The following is a 17,845-nucleotide window of genomic DNA, read 5'->3' on the forward strand; positions in this document are numbered from 1 at the left end:
CAGCCGCATCGCGGGGGGAAGAGTTAGTGGAACGTCGGCGCGACCGTGGGAATGTTCTTCAGGGCCCACTGCACCACCGTATCGTGCTCGAAACGGGAGATCTGCTCGGCGTCCGACGGCGGGCCGGCCTCACGCAGGCGGCCGTCCTCGTCGAACACGATGCTGGCGCCGGAGGTCTGTACCTTGAGTTCGCCGCTGTCGGCACTGTCGTCCAGGGTCAGCTGGAGATAGCGCACGCGCAGGTCCGCCAACTCGGGCACGCTGCGCGTGCCGGCTGCGATCAGCGCCGCCTGGTCGGTCGAGAACTCACGAATCCCGCCCTCCGGGGTCAACACGAAATGCCTGGTCGTCGTCATGGTGCTTTCACCTGTCTTTTCGCTACCTGTAGGTTGGACCTCGTTGCAATATGAAGGTTTGACTCCGGTTTTCAAGGGCACCGGCGGCCCGACGGATGGCACGCTATCATTCACCGATGGCCCGTACCGACCGACTGTCCTGATGTTCCGAAGCAAATCCCAAGCCACCGACGAAGCCGCCGGGCCCAGCTGGCTGGAGCGCCTCCCACGTGAGGCGGCCATGCTGGCCTGCCTGGGGCTGTCCCTGTTCCTGCTGGTCACCCTGGTGTCCTACAGCCCCAATGACCCGGGCTGGTCCTCCTCCGGCACCCTGGAGCCGATCCGCAACCTGGCCGGCAGCGTCGGCGCCTGGCTGGCGGACGTGCTGCTGTCGCTGTTCGGGTATGTGGCCTTCCTGCTGCCCTGGGCGGTGATGCTGATGGGTATCCGCATCTTCCAGGCCCAGACCGAGGACGATGCGGCAATCCCGCGCGGCATCCGCGTGGCGGCCTGGATCCTGATGCTGATCAGCCTGGCCGGCCTTTGCGCCCTGCATGTCGGTGCCTCGCATAGCTGGGCGCCGCAGGGCGCAGGCGGCATCGGCGGGCAGGCACTGGCCCAACTGCTCGAGGGCGCCCTGAAGGCTTTCGGCGCGACGCTGCTGCTGCTGACCCTGTTCCTGGCCAGCGCCCCGTTCGCCCTGGCGTTCTCCTGGCTATCCCTGCTGGACCGGCTCGGTGCCTGGGCCTTGCGCAGTGCCCAGCGCCTGCGCGAAGGGCGTGTGCCGCCCCCGGCCGCGGATTCTGTCCCCGGGTTTCCCGAGGAAGAGAGCCGGGCGCCCGAGCAGCGCCCGCTGGACAGCTTCCTGGTGCCGGAGGAGCCTCCGGCGCGCGAGAAGCGCAAGCGCAAGATTCCGGTGCTGTCGGCGGTCGGCACAGAGGAAGAACAGTTCGACCTGCTGCCGGCGCCCCCGCCGGAGCCGATCGAGCTGGAGCCGATGGAATCGCTGGAGCCCCTGGAGGCGCCGCCCCCGCGCGCGCCCAGGCCGGTGGTAGCCAGCAAGCCGAAGAAGGTGGAGAAGGCCGACGTGCCGGCCTTCGAGGGCAATCCGCTGCCGCCGCTGTCGATGCTGGACCCGCCCAGGCCCAGCGGCCGGCAGTACACGCCGGACGAACTGGAGCGGCTGTCACGTGACGTGGAACGTCACTTGGCGTCATTCGGCGTCAAGGTCCAGGTGGTCAATGCCACGCCGGGCCCGGTCATCACCCGTTTCGAGATGCAGCCGGCACCGGGCGTGAAGGGCTCCCAGATCACCAACCTGTCGCGCGACCTGGCTCGCTCGCTGTCGGTGTCCAGCGTGCGCGTGATCGAGGTCATCGAAGGCAAGTCGGTCATCGGCCTGGAGCTGCCCAACCAGAAGCGCGAGATGGTGGTGCTGCGCGAGATCCTGGATTCCTCCAGCTATCGCAACATCGCCTCGCCACTGACCATCTGCCTGGGCAAGGACATCGCCGGCCACCCGGTATCGGTGGACCTGGCCAAGATGCCGCACCTGCTGGTAGCCGGTACCACCGGTTCGGGCAAGTCGGTGGCGATCAACGCCATGATCCTCTCGATGCTGTTCAAGGCGACCAAGGAGCAGGTGCGCTTCATCTTCATCGATCCGAAGATGCTGGAGCTGTCGGTCTACGAGGCGATCCCGCACCTGCTGACGCCGGTGGTCACCGACATGAAGGACGCCGCCAACGCGCTGCGCTGGTGTGTCGCCGAGATGGAGCGGCGCTATCGCCTGATGTCCGCGCTTGGCGTGCGCAACCTGGCGGGCCTCAACAAGAAGATCCAGGATGCCCGCGACTCTGGCGAGCCGATCCGCGATCCGCTGGCACGTGCGCCGGAGCTGTTCGACGAGGAACTGCCGCCGTTCGCCCCCAGCGTGCTGGAGGAGATGCCGCACATCGTCATCATCATCGACGAGCTCGCCGACATGATGATGGTGGTGGGCAAGAAGGTGGAGGAGCTGATCGCCCGTCTGGCGCAGAAGGCCCGCGCCGCTGGCATCCACCTGATCGTGGCCACGCAGCGCCCGAGCGTGGACGTCATCACCGGCCTGATCAAGGCCAACATTCCCTCGCGCCTGGCCTTCCAGGTAGCCTCGCGCATCGACTCGCGCACGATCCTGGACGAGATGGGCGCCGAGACCCTGCTGGGCCACGGCGACGGTCTGTTCCGCCCGATTGGCGCCAACCGCCTGGATCGCGTGCACGGCGCCTTCGTGGACGACCACGAGGTGCACAAGGTGGTGGCCTATCTCAAGCAGGTGGGGCCGCCGCAGTACATCGAGGACATCTGCGCCGACGAGGCGCCGGCGCCGGGCGAGGGCGGTGGCGGCGGTGACGACGCCGAGGCCGATCCGCTTTACGACCAGGCGGTGGCGCTGGTCCTGGAGACGCGCAAGGCCAGCGTGAGCTGGGTGCAGCGCCGCCTGAAGATCGGCTACAACCGTGCGGCGCGCATGGTGGAGCAGATGGAGGCGGCTGGGATCGTGGGGCCGAGTGGGCCTGGCGGTAACCGGGACATCCTGACGCCTGGTAGCCGCGATTGATGTGTTCCCTCTCCCCGCGCGCGGGGAGAGGGCTAGGGTGAGGGGCGCGTGCTTTTCGTGACTAGCTGAAGCTGGGATGCCGGCGACTACGCCGGTCAGGTGTCATGGACCTGTGAGGGTTGGTTTCGCCTAAGGGCAAGTTACTTTTCTTTGCGTGTCCAAAGAAAAGTAACCAAAAGAAGCGACACCCTCCATCCGCGGCCCCGCTTTGGCGGGGCAACCTGCCTGGCGGTCGCGCGCGATAGGTCGGACACACAGGCCATCCATGGCCTGCGTGTCCTCGGCCGGACGTCCTGTCCGGCTCGACGCTGCGCCCGACCACCAGGCGGGCGCTTCTGGAAGTGGCCCGAGCGTCAAAAGCATTCGCTGTCGCTCATCAAGATTTGGATTCAGAACCGATTCAGGGCGTAGTTACATACTGGAGCTGTCATTTTTGAACGGAATCACCACCATGAAGCTTCGCCTTTTCGCCGCCCTGCTGGGCCTGGCCGCCGCGCTGCCTGCGCAGGCGGACGATCCCCAGGTCACGCTGCGCAAGTTCGTGGACGGCGTGCAGACGCTGACGGCGGACTTCAGCCAGGTGCAGACGGACGAGGGGGGCAAGGTCACCGGCAGTAGTTCCGGCAAGCTGGCGCTGTCGCGGCCGGGCAAGTTCCGCTGGACCTACGAGAAGCCCTACAGCCAGCTGATGATCTGCGACGGCAAGCGCATCTGGCTCTACGATCCGGACCTGGCACAGGTCACGGTGCGTTCGGCCGAGCAGGCGCTCAACGGCACGCCGGCAGCGCTGTTGTCGCAGAAGGCGCTGCTGTCGGACGCCTACACGCTGCAGGACGGCGGCACCGAGAACGGCGCCAGCGTCGTGCGCCTGCTGCCCAAGTCATCCGAGGGCGACTTCAAGTCGATCGAGCTGTGGCTGGCCAATGGCGTGCCGCAGCGCATGCGTTTCCATGATCAATTGGGTGGGCGCACGGACATTCGCTTCACGGCGATCAGGTCCAATACCAAGCTGGACGCGGCGCAGTTCAATTTCACCCCGCCCAAGGGCGTCGAAGTGGTGGACGGGGGCGGATGAGCGCACCGCGCACCACGGCGGCGGCGCGCAGCACGCAGCCGGCACAGCCGCTGGCCGAGCGCATGCGCCCGCGCGTGCTGGGCGAGGTCTTCGGCCAGGATCATCTGCTGGGGCCGGGCGCGCCACTGCGCGTGCTGCTGGAGGCGGGCAGCATCCCCTCGATGGTGTTCTGGGGTCCTCCGGGTGTGGGCAAGACCACGCTGGCGCGGCTGCTGGCACAGCACAGCGATGCGCAGTTCCTGACGCTGTCGGCGGTGATGGCGGGCATCAAGGACATCCGCGAGGCGATGGCGGCGGCCCAGGCGGAACGGAGTGGGCTGACGCCGCGGCGCACACTGCTGTTCATCGACGAGATTCATCGCTTCAACAAAGGGCAGCAGGATGCGCTGCTGCCCTTTGTTGAAGATGGCACGGTGATACTGGTCGGTGCCACCACCGAGAATCCCTCCTTCGAGCTCAACGCGGCGCTGCTCTCGCGGTTGCGCGTGTTCGTGCTGCGCGCGCTGGACGAGACCGCGATCCTGGACCTGCTGCGCCGCGCGCTGGGCGACGCGGAGCGTGGGCTGGGGGCAGGCGAGGGTGGGATCCCTGAGAGTTGGCTACAACGCATTGCCGAAGCCGCTGACGGCGATGCGCGGCGCTCGCTGATCCTGCTGGAGACGGCGGTGGAATTGTCTCGAGCCGAAGCCTCGCGCGACGACGCGCTGCTGGAGCGGCTGATCGGCCGCGGGTTCCGCCGCTTCGACAAGCAGGGCGAAAACTTCTACGACCAGATTTCGGCCCTGCACAAGTCCGTGCGCGGCAGCGACCCGGATGGGGCGCTGTACTGGCTGGCGCGCATGCTTGACGGCGGTGCCGACCCTGGCTACCTGATGCGCCGCGTGACGCGCATGGCGGTGGAGGACGTGGGCCTAGCGGACCTGCGTGCGCAGGGGCTCTGCCTGGAAGCTTGGGACACCTACGAGCGCCTGGGTAGCCCCGAGGGCGAACTGGCCATTGCCCAGGCGGTGGTCTACTTGGCGGTGGCGCCCAAGAGCAATGCGGTCTACACGGCCTACAACACGGCCCGCGCCGTGGTCGAGCAGACCGGTACGCTGGAGGTGCCCATGCACATCCGCAATGCGCCGACGAAGATGATGAAGAACCTCGGCTACGGTGAAGGCTACCGCTACGATCACGACGAGGCGGGTGGTCATGCCGCCGGCCAGCAGTTCCTGCCAGACCGCCTGCGGGATACCGAGTTCTACCAGCCGACCCGCCGCGGCTTCGAGATCAAGATCGCCGAGAAGCTGGAGCAGCTGCGAGCGGCCAAGAAGGGAGCCCCCAAGTGAATGCCTGGCTCGCGGTCTTCCTTGGCGGTGGCCTGGGCTGCGTCCTGCGTTTCGCGGTGGTGCGCTGGGCCACGGCCCTGGGCGCGGTGAGCTTTCCCTGGGGCACGCTGGCGGTGAATGTCGGCGGCTCGCTGCTGGCGGGCGTGGCCTATGCCCTGCTGGTGGAGCGCTTCGACGCGGCCGCAGAGTGGCGGGCGCTGTTCATGACCGGCTTCCTGGGCGGCTTCACCACCTTCTCGGCCTTCTCGCTGGAGACGGTGCGCTTGGCGGAGGAGGGGCAGCTGGCCGCGGCCGCGGCCAATGCCACCCTGAACCTGGTCCTGTGCCTGGCGGCCTGTGTCGTGGGGCTGCTGTTGGTGCGTCGCTACGCCTGAGCCTGCCATGCGGCAGGCCGATTACCCGTAGGCTCCGGCGTCCCCGGCGCCTACAATACGCGCCACAAGAATCACGGACTCCTCCCATGCTCGACCCCAAGCTTCTCCGCAGCCAGACGGAGCAGGTCGCCGCGCAGCTCGCGCGCCGCGGCTTTGTCTTCGATCTCGACCGCTTCAATGCCCTGGAAGCTCGCCGCAAGCAGCTCCAGACCGAGACTGAGCGCCTGCAGTCCGAGCGCAACGCCGGCTCCAAGCGGATCGGCCAGGCCAAGGCCAAGGGCGAGGATGTCACGCCGATCCTGGAGAGCATGGACGCCCTCAAGCGCCAGCTTGGCGATAACGAGCAAGCCTTGGCCGCGCTGCAGACGGAGTTCGAGGATTTCGCGCTACGGCTGCCGAACCTGCCGCACGCCTCGGTGCCGGACGGCAAGGACGACAACGACAACGTCGAGGTGCGCCGCTGGGGCACGCCGAGCAGCATCGAGAATCCCAAGGACCACGCCGATCTCGGCGAGGCGCTGGGCCAGATGGACTTTGCCGCCGGCGCCAAGCTGACCGGCGCGCGCTTCACCGTGCTGCGCGGCGGCCTGGCGCGCCTGCACCGTGCCCTGGTGCAGTTCATGCTCGACGTGCATACCCGCGAGCATGGCTATGAGGAGGTGTATGTCCCGTACATCGTCAATGCCGCCTCGCTGCGCGGCACCGGCCAGCTGCCCAAGTTCGGCGAGGACCTGTTTGCGCTCAAGGGTGAGCAGGAGTGGTTCCTGATCCCGACGGCCGAGGTGCCGGTCACCAACCTGCTGCGCGAGGAGATCGTCGCGGCGGAGACGCTGCCGCGCCGCTGGGTGGCGCACACGCCCTGCTTCCGCTCGGAAGCGGGCTCTGCGGGCCGTGATACCAAGGGCATGATCCGCCAGCACCAGTTCGAGAAGGTGGAGCTGGTGCATGCGGTGGAGCCCTCGCAGTCCTACGAGACGCTGGAGCAGCTGACCCGGCATGCGGAGGCGATCCTGCAGAAGCTGGAGCTACCGTACCGCGTCCTGGCGCTGTGCACCGGCGACATGGGTGCCGGCGCGGCCAAGACCTACGACATCGAGGTCTGGCTGCCGTCGCAGCAGCGCTACCGCGAGATCAGCTCCTGCTCCAACTGCGAAGACTTCCAGGCGCGCCGCATGCTGGCGCGCTACCGCGGCGCCAACGGCAAGCCGGAACTGCTGCATACGCTCAACGGTTCGGGCCTGGCCGTGGGGCGCACCCTGGTGGCGATCCTGGAGAACTATCAGCGGGCGGACGGTTCCGTGGAGGTTCCGGCGGCGTTGCGCCCGTACTTGGACGGCGTCGAAGCCATCACGGCCTGAACCCGGCGTGCTTGCACCCCGGAGACTTGCTCTCCAGGGTGCAGCCAACAAAAAAGCCCGCAGCATGAGCTGCGGGCCTTTTTGTTGAAGCCAGGAAGCTTACTTCTCTTCCTTCTTGCTCTCTTCGACGGCGTCCTTGTCGTTGCGAGCGGCGTCGGAGGCCTTGACGGTGCCGAGCGTGATGACGACGCTGCCGCTGGACTGGAAACCGCCGAGGGTGGTCGGGGCTTTGCCGGCGAACGCAGCGCTGGAAACCACCGCCAGAGAGGCGGCGAGCAGCAGGTTACGGATGTTCATGTCGAATACCTCGCGGTCAAGCAGGTTTTTAGAAACGGAAGGTGTAGCCCAGAGCGCCACCGAATTCGGTGTCGTCACCGAACTGAGCGCCCTGGTTCTCGCCGGTCACGTTCAGTGCGCCCAGCGTGAGTACCAGCGGGATCGAGCGCAGCGGAACGGCCGAGATACCCAGGTTCAGGGCGCTGCCGGTCCAGTCGCTGATCAGCGAGAGCTGCGGGTGCACGTACAGGGCCAGGCCGCCGAACACGTTGGCGCCCGTGTCACCGTTGTCGTTGAAACGGTTGTCGCCGATGCCCAGGTTCACGGCCAGCGGCATGCTTCCCAGGCTGAAGAACTTGGTGCCCACGGCGTAGACGCTCGACGTCCCGGTCTTGGCCCGGCCCCAGCGGCCGACGTTCTCGACGCCCACGGCGAAGGCGGCGTTGCCGGGCAGGTTGGTGTGGAGCTTCAGTGCAAAGGCGCCATCATCGCCGAAATCGTTGCGCAGGCTGATGACGTCCACGACGGCTTCCAGGCCGACATACTTGTCTGCATCGCCGAGGCCGACGACCAGGGCAGCGGAACCGTCGACATCGTCGGCGGCGGTGTTCGGGAGCGTCTGGCCGCCGACGCCGATGCCGATGTCGCCCCAGCTGGCGCCGAAGCCGATCGGCGAGCCGATCGAAAGACCGGGCGCGGCGACGGCCGGAGCATTGGTGGCGCCGGAAGCAGCGGCGGAAGACTGAGCAGTGGCCACGCCGCTGGACAGAACGCCAGCGACGAGGGCGCTAGCAGCGAGGACGGTTTTGACGTTGGTGGAGCGTTCGGAACGCATGTTGTAATCCCCTTGAAATTGCTTAAGACCCTATTCAAAGCGTTCCGCTGTGCGGATGCCTTAAAAAATTAAAGCACATTCTTACGGCGAATGCGAGCTCGGTGCCCCCCTTTTTGGGTTGTATGAACAGAGGGTTAGCACCTGAACAGCCGATGAACGAATTGCCCAGGCAGCACCGAAACGGAGCATGGCCGGCACGACGGGTCGAGTCTAGGCGATTACGTGCTTCACGCCTGTGAAGCGCGTCATGGTTCGAGCCTCAGGATGCCCTGCGACGGAGCACCGTCAGGGCGCCGTCGGCCGCCGGCTGGTAGGCCAGGCCGAAGTCCTCGAAGGCCTTGAGGCAGACCTGGGGATCCTGGTCCGCGCGCAATTCGAAGCCATTGATGCCGCAACGGGCCATGCTGTGCAACTGGTCGCGCACCACGGCGCCTCCGCTGGCGCGGACTTCGCCCCGGTAGCCATAGCGGTCGCGCAGGACCCGGGCCTGGGAATAGGCGCGGCCGTCGGCGAAGCCCGGGAATTCCAGGTTGATCAGGGGGCGATCGGATATCTCCGCCCAGATATCTTCCACGTTGACCGTGTTGGGGATGCGCACGCCCACTTCCAGGCCGGGGCCACGCAACTCTGCGGCGTCCTTGCGCCAGCGCTCCAGGCTCACGATGAGCTTGCCCGAGGCAGGCGGGGCGGCGTCGTCGGCCAGTAGGGGGAAGTCGTGCTCGACCAGCTGCTGGTCGCGGATCAGGTGGGTCATGGGAAAGCTCAGGCCGCCACGGCTTCGTCGGCGTACAGGCGGGTCTTGAAGGGCGTCATGCCGACGCGGCGGTAGGTCTGGAGGAAGGTCTCGTCCTCGCTGGAGCGCTGGTCGAGGTAGACCTCGATGATGCGCTCCACCGCCTGCACGATGTGCGCACGGTCGAAGGACGGGCCAGTGCGGTCGCCCAGCGTGGCGTCGTTCTCGGCGGAGCCGCCCAGCGTCACCTGGTACCACTCCTCGCCCTTCTTGTCGACGCCGAGGATGCCAATGTGGCCCACCGTATGGTGGCCGCAACCGTTCATGCAACCGGACATCTTGATCTTCATCTCGCCGATGTCGTAGAGATCGTCCATCGACTCGAAGGCATCGGTGATCTCGTCCGACACGCCGATGGAGCCGGCGTTGGCCAGCGAGCAGAAATCCAGGCCTGGGCAGCAGATCAGGTCGGTCAGCAGGCCGATGTTCGGCGTGGCCAGGCCCTGGGCCCTGAGCGCCTTCCAGACCGCGTACACGTCCTGCTGGCGCACCTCGGCCAGGACCAGGTTCTGGTCATGGGTGGAGCGGATCTCGCTGAAGCTGTAGTCGTCGGCGAGCTGTGCCACGAGCTCCATCTGCTCGGCGGTGATGTCACCCGGGGCTACACCCGGCGCCTTCAGCGACACGAACACGGCCTTGTAGCCGGGCACGCGGTGCCCCTTGACGTTGCGCTTCACGAAGGCGGCAAAGGCCGAGTCCGCTGCCACGGCGGCGTCGAAGCTGGTGTCGGCGTCACTGCCGGCCACATAGGGGTGCGCGTCGAAGTGCGCGGCGATACGGTCGAAGTCGGCGCGCGTCAGCTTCAGCTCGCCGTCACGGATCTTGGCCCACTCGGCCTCCACCAGCTCGGTGAACTTGGCCGGGCCGGTTTCCTTGACCAGGATCTTGATGCGCGCCTTGTAGATGTTGTCGCGGCGGCCCAGGCGGTTGTACACGCGCAGGATCGCCTCGAGGTAGGACAGCAGGTCCATCTCGGGCAGGAAGTCGCGGATCTTCGGGGCCACGATCGGCGTGCGGCCCAGGCCGCCGCCGGCGTAGATCGAATAGCCCAGCTCGCCTTGCTCGTTGCGCACGATGAACACGCCGATGTCGTGCAGTCGCGTGGCCGCACGGTCGGTTTCGGAGGCGCAGAAGGCGATCTTGAACTTGCGCGGCAGCCAGTTGAACTCGGGATGGAACGTGGCCCACTGGCGGGTGATCTCGCAGTAGGGACGCGGGTCCACCAGCTCGTCGGCGGCAACGCCGGCCAGGTGATCCGTGGTGATGTTGCGGATGCAGTTGCCGGAGGTCTGGATCGCGTGCATCTGCACGCTGGCCAGATCCGCAAGGATGTCGGGTACCGTCTCCAGCTTCGGCCAGTTGTACTGGATGTTCTGTCGCGTGGTGAAGTGACCGTAGTTCTTGTCGTACTTGCGCGCGATATGACCCAGCATGCGCATCTGCCTGGACGAGATCAGGCCATAGGGGATGCTGACACGCAGCATCGGCGCGAAGCGCTGCACGTACAGGCCATTGCGCAGGCGCAGGCTGCGGAACTCGTCATCGGGGAGTTGCCCGGCGAGGAAACGCTCGGTCTGGCCGCGGAACTGTGCAACGCGGTCGTCCACCAGCTGCTGGTCGAAAGAATCGTAACGGTACATGCCTGCCTCAAAAAGCGCGGTAGCGAGCCCAAAATTATAACAGGCTCCTGCTTATGCTCGCTTTCGGTGGCGATCGCCCCTGCCGCCGCTCAGGATTCCGGCAGGGCCGCCGGGTCGATCAGCTGCTGGGTGCGCTGCATGCGGGCGTCATGGTCGGCGATGCCGGTCAGCTCGTCGACCAGGTCATGTGTTAGATGCTCTGCGAAAACCGACATGAAATCATACATGTAGCGCCGCAGAAACATGCCGCGGCGGAAGCCGATATGGGTCACGCTGGGCTCGAACAGATGGCTGGCGGCCAGGCGTTTCAGGTCCTTGTCGGCGCGCTCGTCGTAGGCCATGTTGGCGATGATGCCCACGCCCATGTCCAGGCGGACATAGGTCTTGATGACGTCGGCGTCCACGGCGGTCAGCACCACGTCGGGCTTCAGGCCGCGGGCGGCGAAGGCCTGGTCCAGCTTGGAGCGGCCGGTGAAGCCGAAGGTGTAGGTGACGATGGGGTACTGCGCCACGTCCTTCAGGGTCAGTTTGCGGATCGCCGCCAGCGGGTGGTCCGGCTTGACCAGCACGCAGCGGTTCCACTGGTAGCACGGAAGCATCACCAGGCTGTCGAAGTGGTGCATGGCCTCGGTGGCGATGGCGAAGTCCGCCTGGCCCTCGGCCGCCATCTTGGCGATCTGCGGCGGCGAGCCCTGGTGCAGGTGCAGGGTGACCTTGGGGTACAGCTTGCGGAAGCGCTGGATCACCTGGGGCAGGGCGTAGCGCGCCTGAGTATGGGTGGTGGCGATGGAGAGATCGCCGCGGTCGGTATCGCGGAACTCCTCGGCCACGTTCTTGATGTTGTCGGCCTCGGCCAGCAGCCGGGCGGTGTAGTCCAGGATGCGCTTGCCGGCCGGGGTGATCTCGGACAGGTGCTTGCCGTTACGCACGAAGACGTCGACGCCCAATTCCTCTTCGAGCAGCTTGATCTGCTTGCTGACGCCGGGCTGGGAGGTGAACAGCGCCTCCGCAGCGGCCGTGACGTTGAGGCCGCGGCGGGCCACCTCGTGGATGTAGTGGAGCTGGCGGAGCTTCATCGGCGCACCCATATTCGATCGGGAAATAACACTATAGCCAATAATTCTTTCGTGGGCTAAAGCTCCATGCTAGCTTGCCGCTCTTTTTGGTGGCGATAGCATGCAGGATTGGGCCTTTTCCCTGGCGGGACTCGTGGTGGGTACGGCGGTCGGTGCGACCGGCGTCGGTGGCGGCTCGCTGATGACGCCGATCCTGATCCTGTTCTATGGCATCAGCCCGGCGGTGGCCGTCGGCACCGACCTGCTCTACGCCAGCATCAGCAAGGCCTTCGGCGTGGTCCTGCACGGCCGCAACGGCTCGCTGGACTGGAAGATCGTCGGCTGGCTGTCGGCCGGCAGCGTGCCCGCGGCCCTGCTGACCTTGCTGTTCCTGCGGGAGCACGGTGCCGACAAGGAGCTGGATCACCTGATCAAGCTGGTGCTGGCCATCGCCGTGCTGGTCACGGCCACGGTCTCGCTGCTGCAGGATCGCTTCTGGCAAGCCCTACAGCGCCACCAGGGCGGTTTCGTGGAGTGGCTGCACGGTGCCGGCCAGCGGCCCATGACCGTGGTCTGCGGCGTGCTCATCGGCGCCCTGGTGGCGATCTCCTCGGTCGGCGCCGGCGTGATCGGCATGATGATGCTGCTGATCCTGTATCCGAAGCATTCCCCGATCGGGCTGGTCGGCAGCGACCTGGCGCATGCCGTGCTGATCACCGGCATCGCCGGCATCGGCCATGCCGGCATCGGTACGGTCGACTACAACATGCTGGTGTTCCTGCTGATCGGCGCCCTGCCGGGCATCTGGATCGGCAGCCGCATCGGGTTCAAGCTGTCGGACAAGGCGCTGAAGAAGACCATCGCCAGCCTGCTGATCTTCATTGCGCTGACCATGCTCTGGAAGCTCTTCGCCCACTGACGCGCGTTAAACTGCGCGCATGGAACACTTCCCGATATTCCTGCGCCTGAAACAGGCGCGGGTGCTGGTCATCGGCGGGGGCGAAGTCGCCGCCCGCAAGATCCGCCTGCTGCGCAAGACTGGCGCCCGGATCGAGGTGGCCGCCCGGGAACTGAACCCCGAACTGGCCGAGCTGGCCGCCAGCGGCGAGCTGGCCCACGCCAGCACGGAGTTCGATCCTGCCGCTGTCATCGGCTGCCGCCTGGTGGTGGCCGCCACCGACGACCTGGCGCTGAACTCCCGTGTCGCCGCCGCGGCCATTGCCGCCAACATCCCGGTCAACGTCGTCGACGACCCCGAGCTGTCCACCTACATCACGCCCTCGATCGTCGAGCGCGCGCCGGTGACGGTGGCCATCGGTACCGGCGGTGCCGCCCCGGTGCTGGCGCGGCGCCTGCGCGAGCGCATCGAGACCCTGCTGCCGGTGGCCTATGGCCGCCTCGGCGAGTTCATGGGGCGCCAGCGCCCGCGGGTGAAGGCCTTGCCGCCCCAGGCGCGCCGGAAGCTATGGGAAGACTTCCTCGACGGCCCCGGCGCGGAGCGCCTGTTCGTGGGCGACGAGAGCGCCGCCGCCATTGAGCTGGAGAGCCTGCTGCGCGGCGTGCCGCCGCGCGGCGAGGTCTACCTGGTAGGGGCCGGCCCCGGCGATCCGGACCTGCTGACCTTCCGCGCCCTGCGCCTGATGCAGCAGGCCGACGTGGTGCTCTACGATCGCCTGGTGTCGCCCGCGATCCTGGACCTGGTGCGGCGTGATGCGGAGCGCCTGTTCGTCGGCAAGAAGCGCAACCTGCACACCGTGCCGCAGGACGAAATCAACGCCGAGCTGGTACGGCTGGCGGAGCAGGGCAAGCGCGTGCTGCGCCTGAAGGGCGGCGATCCCTTCATCTTCGGTCGTGGAGGCGAGGAGATCGACCAGATCGCCGCGCGCGGCATTCCCTTCCAGGTGGTGCCGGGCATCACCGCCGCCAGCGGCTGCGCCGCCTACGCCGGTATCCCGCTGACCCACCGCGACTACGCCCAGTCCTGCATCTTCGTCACCGGCCATGCGCGGGCCGACGGCACGCTGAACCTGCATTGGGACCAGCTCGCCCGTCGCGGCCAGACCGTGGTGATCTACATGGGCCTGGCGACGCTGCCAGAGCTGTGCCGCCAGTTCATCGCCCACGGCCTGCCGCCGGACTGGCCCGCCGCCATCGTCGAGGACGGCACCTCGCGCCAGCAGCGCGTGCTGGCGGCGACGCTGGCCGACCTGCCCGAACAGGTTGCCGGCTCGGATGTGAAGGGCGCCACCCTGGTGATCGTGGGCGAGGTCGTGCGCCTGCGCGAACGCCTGCAGTGGTTCAAGGCGGGGCGCTGAGGTCCGCCTGCGGTGATTTGCGGTAGCGCTGCGGCGACACCGCCTTCCAGCGCTTGAAGGCGCGGATGAAGGTGGATGGCTCGGAGTAGCCCAGGCGTTCCGCCACCTCCGAGATGGCCAGGTTGGTGCCGCGCAGCAGTTCCTCGGCCAGCGACTGGCGGGTCTCCTCCACCAGGCTCTCGAAGCGCGTGCCCGCCGCTTCCAGGCGGCGGCGCAGTGTGCGCGCGGTTTCCTTGAATTCGGCGGCCACCATGTCCATCGTCGGCATGCGGTTGGGGTCGCGCAGCAGGCGCTCGCGCACGCGGCCGGCGATGCCGGCCAGCGCCTGGTGGCGCTGCAGCAGGCGCTCGCACTCCGCCTCGAACATGCGGCGCATCGGCAGGTCGGCCTGCGGCAGCTTCCAGTCCAGCATCGTGCGGTGGATGCCGACTCGATTCTGTGCCTGGCCGTAGGCGATCGGCCGGCCGAACAGCGCCTCCGCCCGCTTGTGGTAGGCCGGCGCCGCCAGGCGCGTATCGACCTGCGTCAACGTGAAGCGCGTGGGCAGGATGTCCCTGGCCAGGTTCATCAGCGTGGCGCCATCGCGTTCCAGCAGGAAGTCGCGCACATCCGCCGGCAGTTCCGAATCGTCCGCCAGGATCTGCAGCTCGCCGTCGGACTGGACCACCAGGCGGATGCGGCAGTAGAACGAGGTCAGGCGCAGGTAGCGCAGGCCGAGGTCCACCGCGTACTGCAGCGTCGGGCTGGACAGGATCATGAAGCCCCAGACCCCAAAGGTGGTGGGGTGGTAGCGCAGGCCGGCGTCCAGGCCCAGCGGCAGCGAGGTGCCCAGCCGTTGCTGGATGTTGCGGATCACCTGCAGCTCGTCGTGCGCGGCGACCATGGCGGTATGGTCCTGCAACAGGGCAGGGTCCAGGCGCGTGCCGCGCAGGCATTGGGCGGCTGTCATGCCGTGCTCCGCCGCCACCTCGGTGAGCACGCGTACGCTGCAGATGTTCCGCGGATAGTCCCAGTAGGCCGACACCGTTGTCCCCAAATGCCTATTTCTGGCTCATTGTGCCATTATCCGCTGGAAGAATTGTCGCTAAGTTTGCGGTCATGGCCCTCCCGCTTTGGGTGAGGTCATGAATAAATATTCAGACTATCTCCCAGAGAGCTGAAAATAAATAGAAAAGCCCGGGTGCTGGCGGAGAAATGGGGTTGAACAGACAGACCGAAGACGAGGCTGGCCGGGGTGATTCCGGCTGGCAGGCCGCCCGCCTCGGGTTGGCCGACATCCTGCGTGGCCTGACCGACTGGCAGCTGCGGCAGATCATCACCACCTCCATGGCCCCGGCGATCTACGTGGTCTGCGTCGGTGCCGTGCTGGCGCTCAACCTGTTCATGGCGCTGCGGGCCTTCCAGCAGTCCCTGGCCGAGGGTTTGGTCTGGCTGCTGCTGATCATGCCCATCACCTCCATCGCCGGCATCGTCATCGTGCGCGTGGTACTGGAGTCGCTGCTGTCGCTGTTCCGCATCGTGGTGCACATGGAGTCGCTTATGGAGCAGCTCCATACCCTGCGAGGCCAGACCGAATCGATCGCCGACCGTGTCGAGGACCTGCCGCTTCCACGCATCCAGTTCTGGCGCAGCCGCCGCCGCGACGCCGAGGAAAAGTCCCGTGACCGTGATTGAGCGCTGCCTGCTGCTGGCGCTGCTGTTGCCGGGCCTGGCCGCCGCGGAGGACTGGGAATCGCAGTGGAAGAACCGCCTCACGCTCGGCGCCGCCATCCGCACCGAGGCGCGTGATCCCGCACTGATCGGCAAATCCAACCTCGATCCGCAACTCTGCGCCAGCGACGACTGCCTCTCCGCCAGCCCCAACAACACCGCGCCCAACGAGCGCTACATGGCGGCGCCCGGCGCCTTCAATTCGGTCTACGACGAGGGCAACCTCAACTACGACCGCGGCGACCTGATCTCCGCACCAGTGAAGTGGACCTCGCGCTTCCAGTTGCGCCGCGGCGACCTGCTGATGGAAATCGGCGGCCTGGCGTTCTACGACCCGGTCAATGCCGATCTCAAGGAATACCACCCCAACCAGATCGTCACGGCGGGTCCGCAGCCAGGGCAGGTCGTGCGCAGCAAGCGCCCCAGCAAGACCCGGGAGGAGATCGGCTATGGCTTACAACTGCTCGATACCTACATCCAGGACACTTTCGACATCTTCGGCCAGCCGGTGGACATCGGCATCGGCCGCCAGCGCATCGTCTGGGGCGAGTCCAGCTTCGTCACCCAGGGCAGCCTCAACGTCATCAACCCGCCGGACGTGAACAACCTGACGCGCCCTGGGCAGGACCTGGACGAGGTCTATCGTCCGGTCGGCATGCTGCTGGTGCGCGGCCCGGTCAACGACGAGCTCAGCGCCGAGGCATTCTACCAGCTCGAATGGCGCCCGGTGGGTATTCCGCCGCGAGGCTCGTTCTTCTCGTTCTTCAATGCCGGCAACGAGGTGACGGAGAACGAGGGCATCATCGCCCCGTTCGGCAAGGCACCCTACGACCCGCAGCAGATCGGCACGCCGGCCAACGACGTCTTCGCCCTGGTGACGCAGACCAGCTACACGCTGCGCCGCGCGCCCAACCGCGAGCCCGACGACCTGGGGCAGTACGGCATGGCACTGTACTTCCACCCGGAATGGCTGGGTGGCTCGGAGCTGGGCGTCTACTTCGCCAATTACCACTCGCGCATCCCCGCGGCCAGCGCCTACGCAGCGGAACCCAGCTGCACGCGCCGCGAGGGCAACCCGGCCGGCATCGACGCCGTGGACCTGACCAGCTTCATGGCGGCCTGCGGCGTGCCCGGCACGCAGCTGCGCGAGGCGGTGCCGTTGGATACCGCGCGCTATTTCCTGGACTACCCGGAGGACATCAAGCTCTTCGGACTGAGCTTCAGCAGCCTGGTGGGCGGTGTCGCCGTGCGCGGCGAGCTGGCCTACCGGCCCAACCAGCCGGTGCAGGTGGACCTGGAAGATGTGCTGTTCGCCGCGCTGCAGCCGGCGCTACCGCGCCAGGACATCCCGCTGTTCGGCACCACCGATACCCTGCCGGGCCTGCTGGCGGCGATCCAGGACCCGGGCAACATCCTCAACGTGGCGGCCGGTGCCGCCGGCAACCTGCCAGGCGTCATCAGCGCGCTGCAGGGCCTGCTCACGGCACCGAACCTGCTGGGCACCACGGTGCCGGGTTCGCGCACCGGCATCCCCGATTTCCTCACCGCCTATCGCGGCGGCACGCCGGGCGAGATCGAGGCCGGGCAGTACATCCGCGGCTATGAGCGCCTGAAGGTGCTGCAGGGCTCGCTGGGCCTGACCAGCATCTTCGGCAACAGCGCCTTCCTCGGCACCACCGACGCGCTGGTGCTGGCGGAGTTCACCGCCATCGGCGTGCTCAACCTGCCGTCGCGCTCCAGGCTGCAGTTCGAAGGGCCGGGTACCGACACCCACGCCGGCCCCGGCGCGGCCGATACCGGCAACGCGCTGCACATCAACCCGGTGCGCAACACCGGTGGTTATGTCGATGCCTTCTCCTGGGGCTATCGCCTCGGCACCATGCTCCACTACAAGGACGTCCTCATCCAGGGCTTCGACCTGCGGCCCTTCCTGGTCTTTACGCACGACGTCTCCGGTGTCTCGCCAGGCCTGGGTGAGAACTTCCTGGAGGGCCGCAAGCTGGCCGTGCTCGACGTGCGCCTGAGCTACGGCGACTTCGACGCCAGCCTGGCCCAGGCCTTCATGTTTGGCGGCGGCAATCGCAACACGCTGCATGACCGCGACTTCTTCACCGCCAGCATCGGCATGCGCTTCTAGGACATTCCC

The 17,845-nt window shown here is 67.0% G+C and carries 16 protein-coding genes; 9 read left to right on the forward strand and 7 right to left on the reverse strand.

Annotation, left to right across the window (positions count from 1 at the left end):
- Window positions 1–23: 23 nt before the first annotated feature.
- A complete protein-coding gene (locus tag QT386_RS08155) occupies window positions 24–356 on the reverse strand; it encodes a hypothetical protein (RefSeq protein ID WP_289273256.1) in 333 nt (110 codons plus the stop codon).
- A 142-nt stretch (window positions 357–498) separates the two neighbouring features.
- Between QT386_RS08155 and QT386_RS08160 the strand changes: the two genes are divergently transcribed.
- The 5 genes from QT386_RS08160 to serS all read left to right on the forward strand — a co-directional run bounded on the left by QT386_RS08160 (window position 499) and on the right by serS (window position 7,075).
- On the forward strand, window positions 499–2,937 hold the full coding sequence (locus QT386_RS08160) for a DNA translocase FtsK (protein ID WP_289273257.1): 2,439 nt from the start codon (window positions 499–501) through the stop codon (window positions 2,935–2,937).
- A 451-nt stretch (window positions 2,938–3,388) separates the two neighbouring features.
- Complete coding sequence (gene lolA, locus QT386_RS08165) at window positions 3,389–4,012, forward strand: outer membrane lipoprotein chaperone LolA (RefSeq protein WP_289273258.1); 624 nt, start codon at window positions 3,389–3,391, stop codon at window positions 4,010–4,012.
- Window positions 4,009–5,343 (forward strand): replication-associated recombination protein A, encoded by a 1,335-nt coding sequence (locus QT386_RS08170; RefSeq protein WP_289273259.1) that lies wholly within the window; start codon window positions 4,009–4,011, stop codon window positions 5,341–5,343. The genes lolA and QT386_RS08170 overlap by 4 nt, the downstream gene beginning before the upstream one ends.
- Window positions 5,340–5,717 (forward strand): fluoride efflux transporter CrcB, encoded by a 378-nt coding sequence (crcB, locus tag QT386_RS08175; protein ID WP_289273260.1) that lies wholly within the window; start codon window positions 5,340–5,342, stop codon window positions 5,715–5,717. The genes QT386_RS08170 and crcB overlap by 4 nt, the downstream gene beginning before the upstream one ends.
- Before the next feature lie 86 nt (window positions 5,718–5,803).
- Window positions 5,804–7,075: a serine--tRNA ligase gene (gene serS, locus QT386_RS08180; RefSeq protein WP_289273261.1), complete on the forward strand. Its 1,272-nt coding sequence runs from the start codon at window positions 5,804–5,806 to the stop codon at window positions 7,073–7,075.
- 99 nt (window positions 7,076–7,174) lie between these two features.
- Here serS and QT386_RS08185 read toward each other — a convergent pair whose 3' ends face one another.
- The 5 genes from QT386_RS08185 to cysB all read right to left on the reverse strand — a co-directional run bounded on the left by QT386_RS08185 (window position 7,175) and on the right by cysB (window position 11,695).
- The gene (locus tag QT386_RS08185) at window positions 7,175–7,372 is read right to left on the reverse strand and encodes a hypothetical protein (protein ID WP_289273262.1); all 198 of its coding nucleotides are present in this window, start codon (window positions 7,370–7,372) and stop codon (window positions 7,175–7,177) included.
- A 28-nt stretch (window positions 7,373–7,400) separates the two neighbouring features.
- A complete protein-coding gene (locus tag QT386_RS08190) occupies window positions 7,401–8,186 on the reverse strand; it encodes a hypothetical protein (RefSeq protein ID WP_289273263.1) in 786 nt (261 codons plus the stop codon).
- 259 nt (window positions 8,187–8,445) lie between these two features.
- On the reverse strand, window positions 8,446–8,940 hold the full coding sequence (locus QT386_RS08195) for a DUF934 domain-containing protein (RefSeq protein ID WP_289273264.1): 495 nt from the start codon (window positions 8,938–8,940) through the stop codon (window positions 8,446–8,448).
- Between the two features lie 8 nt (window positions 8,941–8,948).
- Window positions 8,949–10,619 (reverse strand): nitrite/sulfite reductase, encoded by a 1,671-nt coding sequence (locus QT386_RS08200; protein ID WP_289273265.1) that lies wholly within the window; start codon window positions 10,617–10,619, stop codon window positions 8,949–8,951.
- An 89-nt stretch (window positions 10,620–10,708) separates the two neighbouring features.
- Window positions 10,709–11,695, reverse strand: a complete 987-nt coding sequence (cysB, locus tag QT386_RS08205) for an HTH-type transcriptional regulator CysB (RefSeq protein WP_289273266.1) — start codon at window positions 11,693–11,695, stop codon at window positions 10,709–10,711.
- Window positions 11,696–11,795: 100 nt separating this feature from the next.
- Between cysB and QT386_RS08210 the strand changes: the two genes are divergently transcribed.
- Both QT386_RS08210 and cysG read left to right on the forward strand, forming a co-directional pair.
- The gene (locus QT386_RS08210) at window positions 11,796–12,593 is read left to right on the forward strand and encodes a sulfite exporter TauE/SafE family protein (protein ID WP_289273267.1); all 798 of its coding nucleotides are present in this window, start codon (window positions 11,796–11,798) and stop codon (window positions 12,591–12,593) included.
- Window positions 12,594–12,612: 19 nt separating this feature from the next.
- Window positions 12,613–13,989, forward strand: a complete 1,377-nt coding sequence (gene cysG, locus QT386_RS08215; RefSeq protein ID WP_289273268.1) for a siroheme synthase CysG — start codon at window positions 12,613–12,615, stop codon at window positions 13,987–13,989.
- On the opposite strand, the gene QT386_RS08220 is transcribed toward cysG, so the two are convergent.
- On the reverse strand, window positions 13,973–15,013 hold the full coding sequence (locus QT386_RS08220) for an AraC family transcriptional regulator (RefSeq protein ID WP_289273269.1): 1,041 nt from the start codon (window positions 15,011–15,013) through the stop codon (window positions 13,973–13,975). The two genes, cysG and QT386_RS08220, sit on opposite strands and share 17 nt — an antisense overlap.
- A gap of 176 nt (window positions 15,014–15,189) precedes the next feature.
- Between QT386_RS08220 and QT386_RS08225 the strand changes: the two genes are divergently transcribed.
- On the forward strand, window positions 15,190–15,663 hold the full coding sequence (locus QT386_RS08225; protein ID WP_289273270.1) for a DUF4282 domain-containing protein: 474 nt from the start codon (window positions 15,190–15,192) through the stop codon (window positions 15,661–15,663).
- Window positions 15,650–17,836 (forward strand): DUF1302 family protein, encoded by a 2,187-nt coding sequence (locus tag QT386_RS08230; protein ID WP_289273271.1) that lies wholly within the window; start codon window positions 15,650–15,652, stop codon window positions 17,834–17,836. The genes QT386_RS08225 and QT386_RS08230 overlap by 14 nt, the downstream gene beginning before the upstream one ends.
- The last annotated feature ends 9 nt before the right edge of the window (window positions 17,837–17,845 follow it).

It is taken from the genome of Solimonas sp. SE-A11 (genome assembly GCF_030345715.1).
GTDB lineage: Bacteria > Pseudomonadota > Gammaproteobacteria > Nevskiales > Nevskiaceae > Solimonas_A.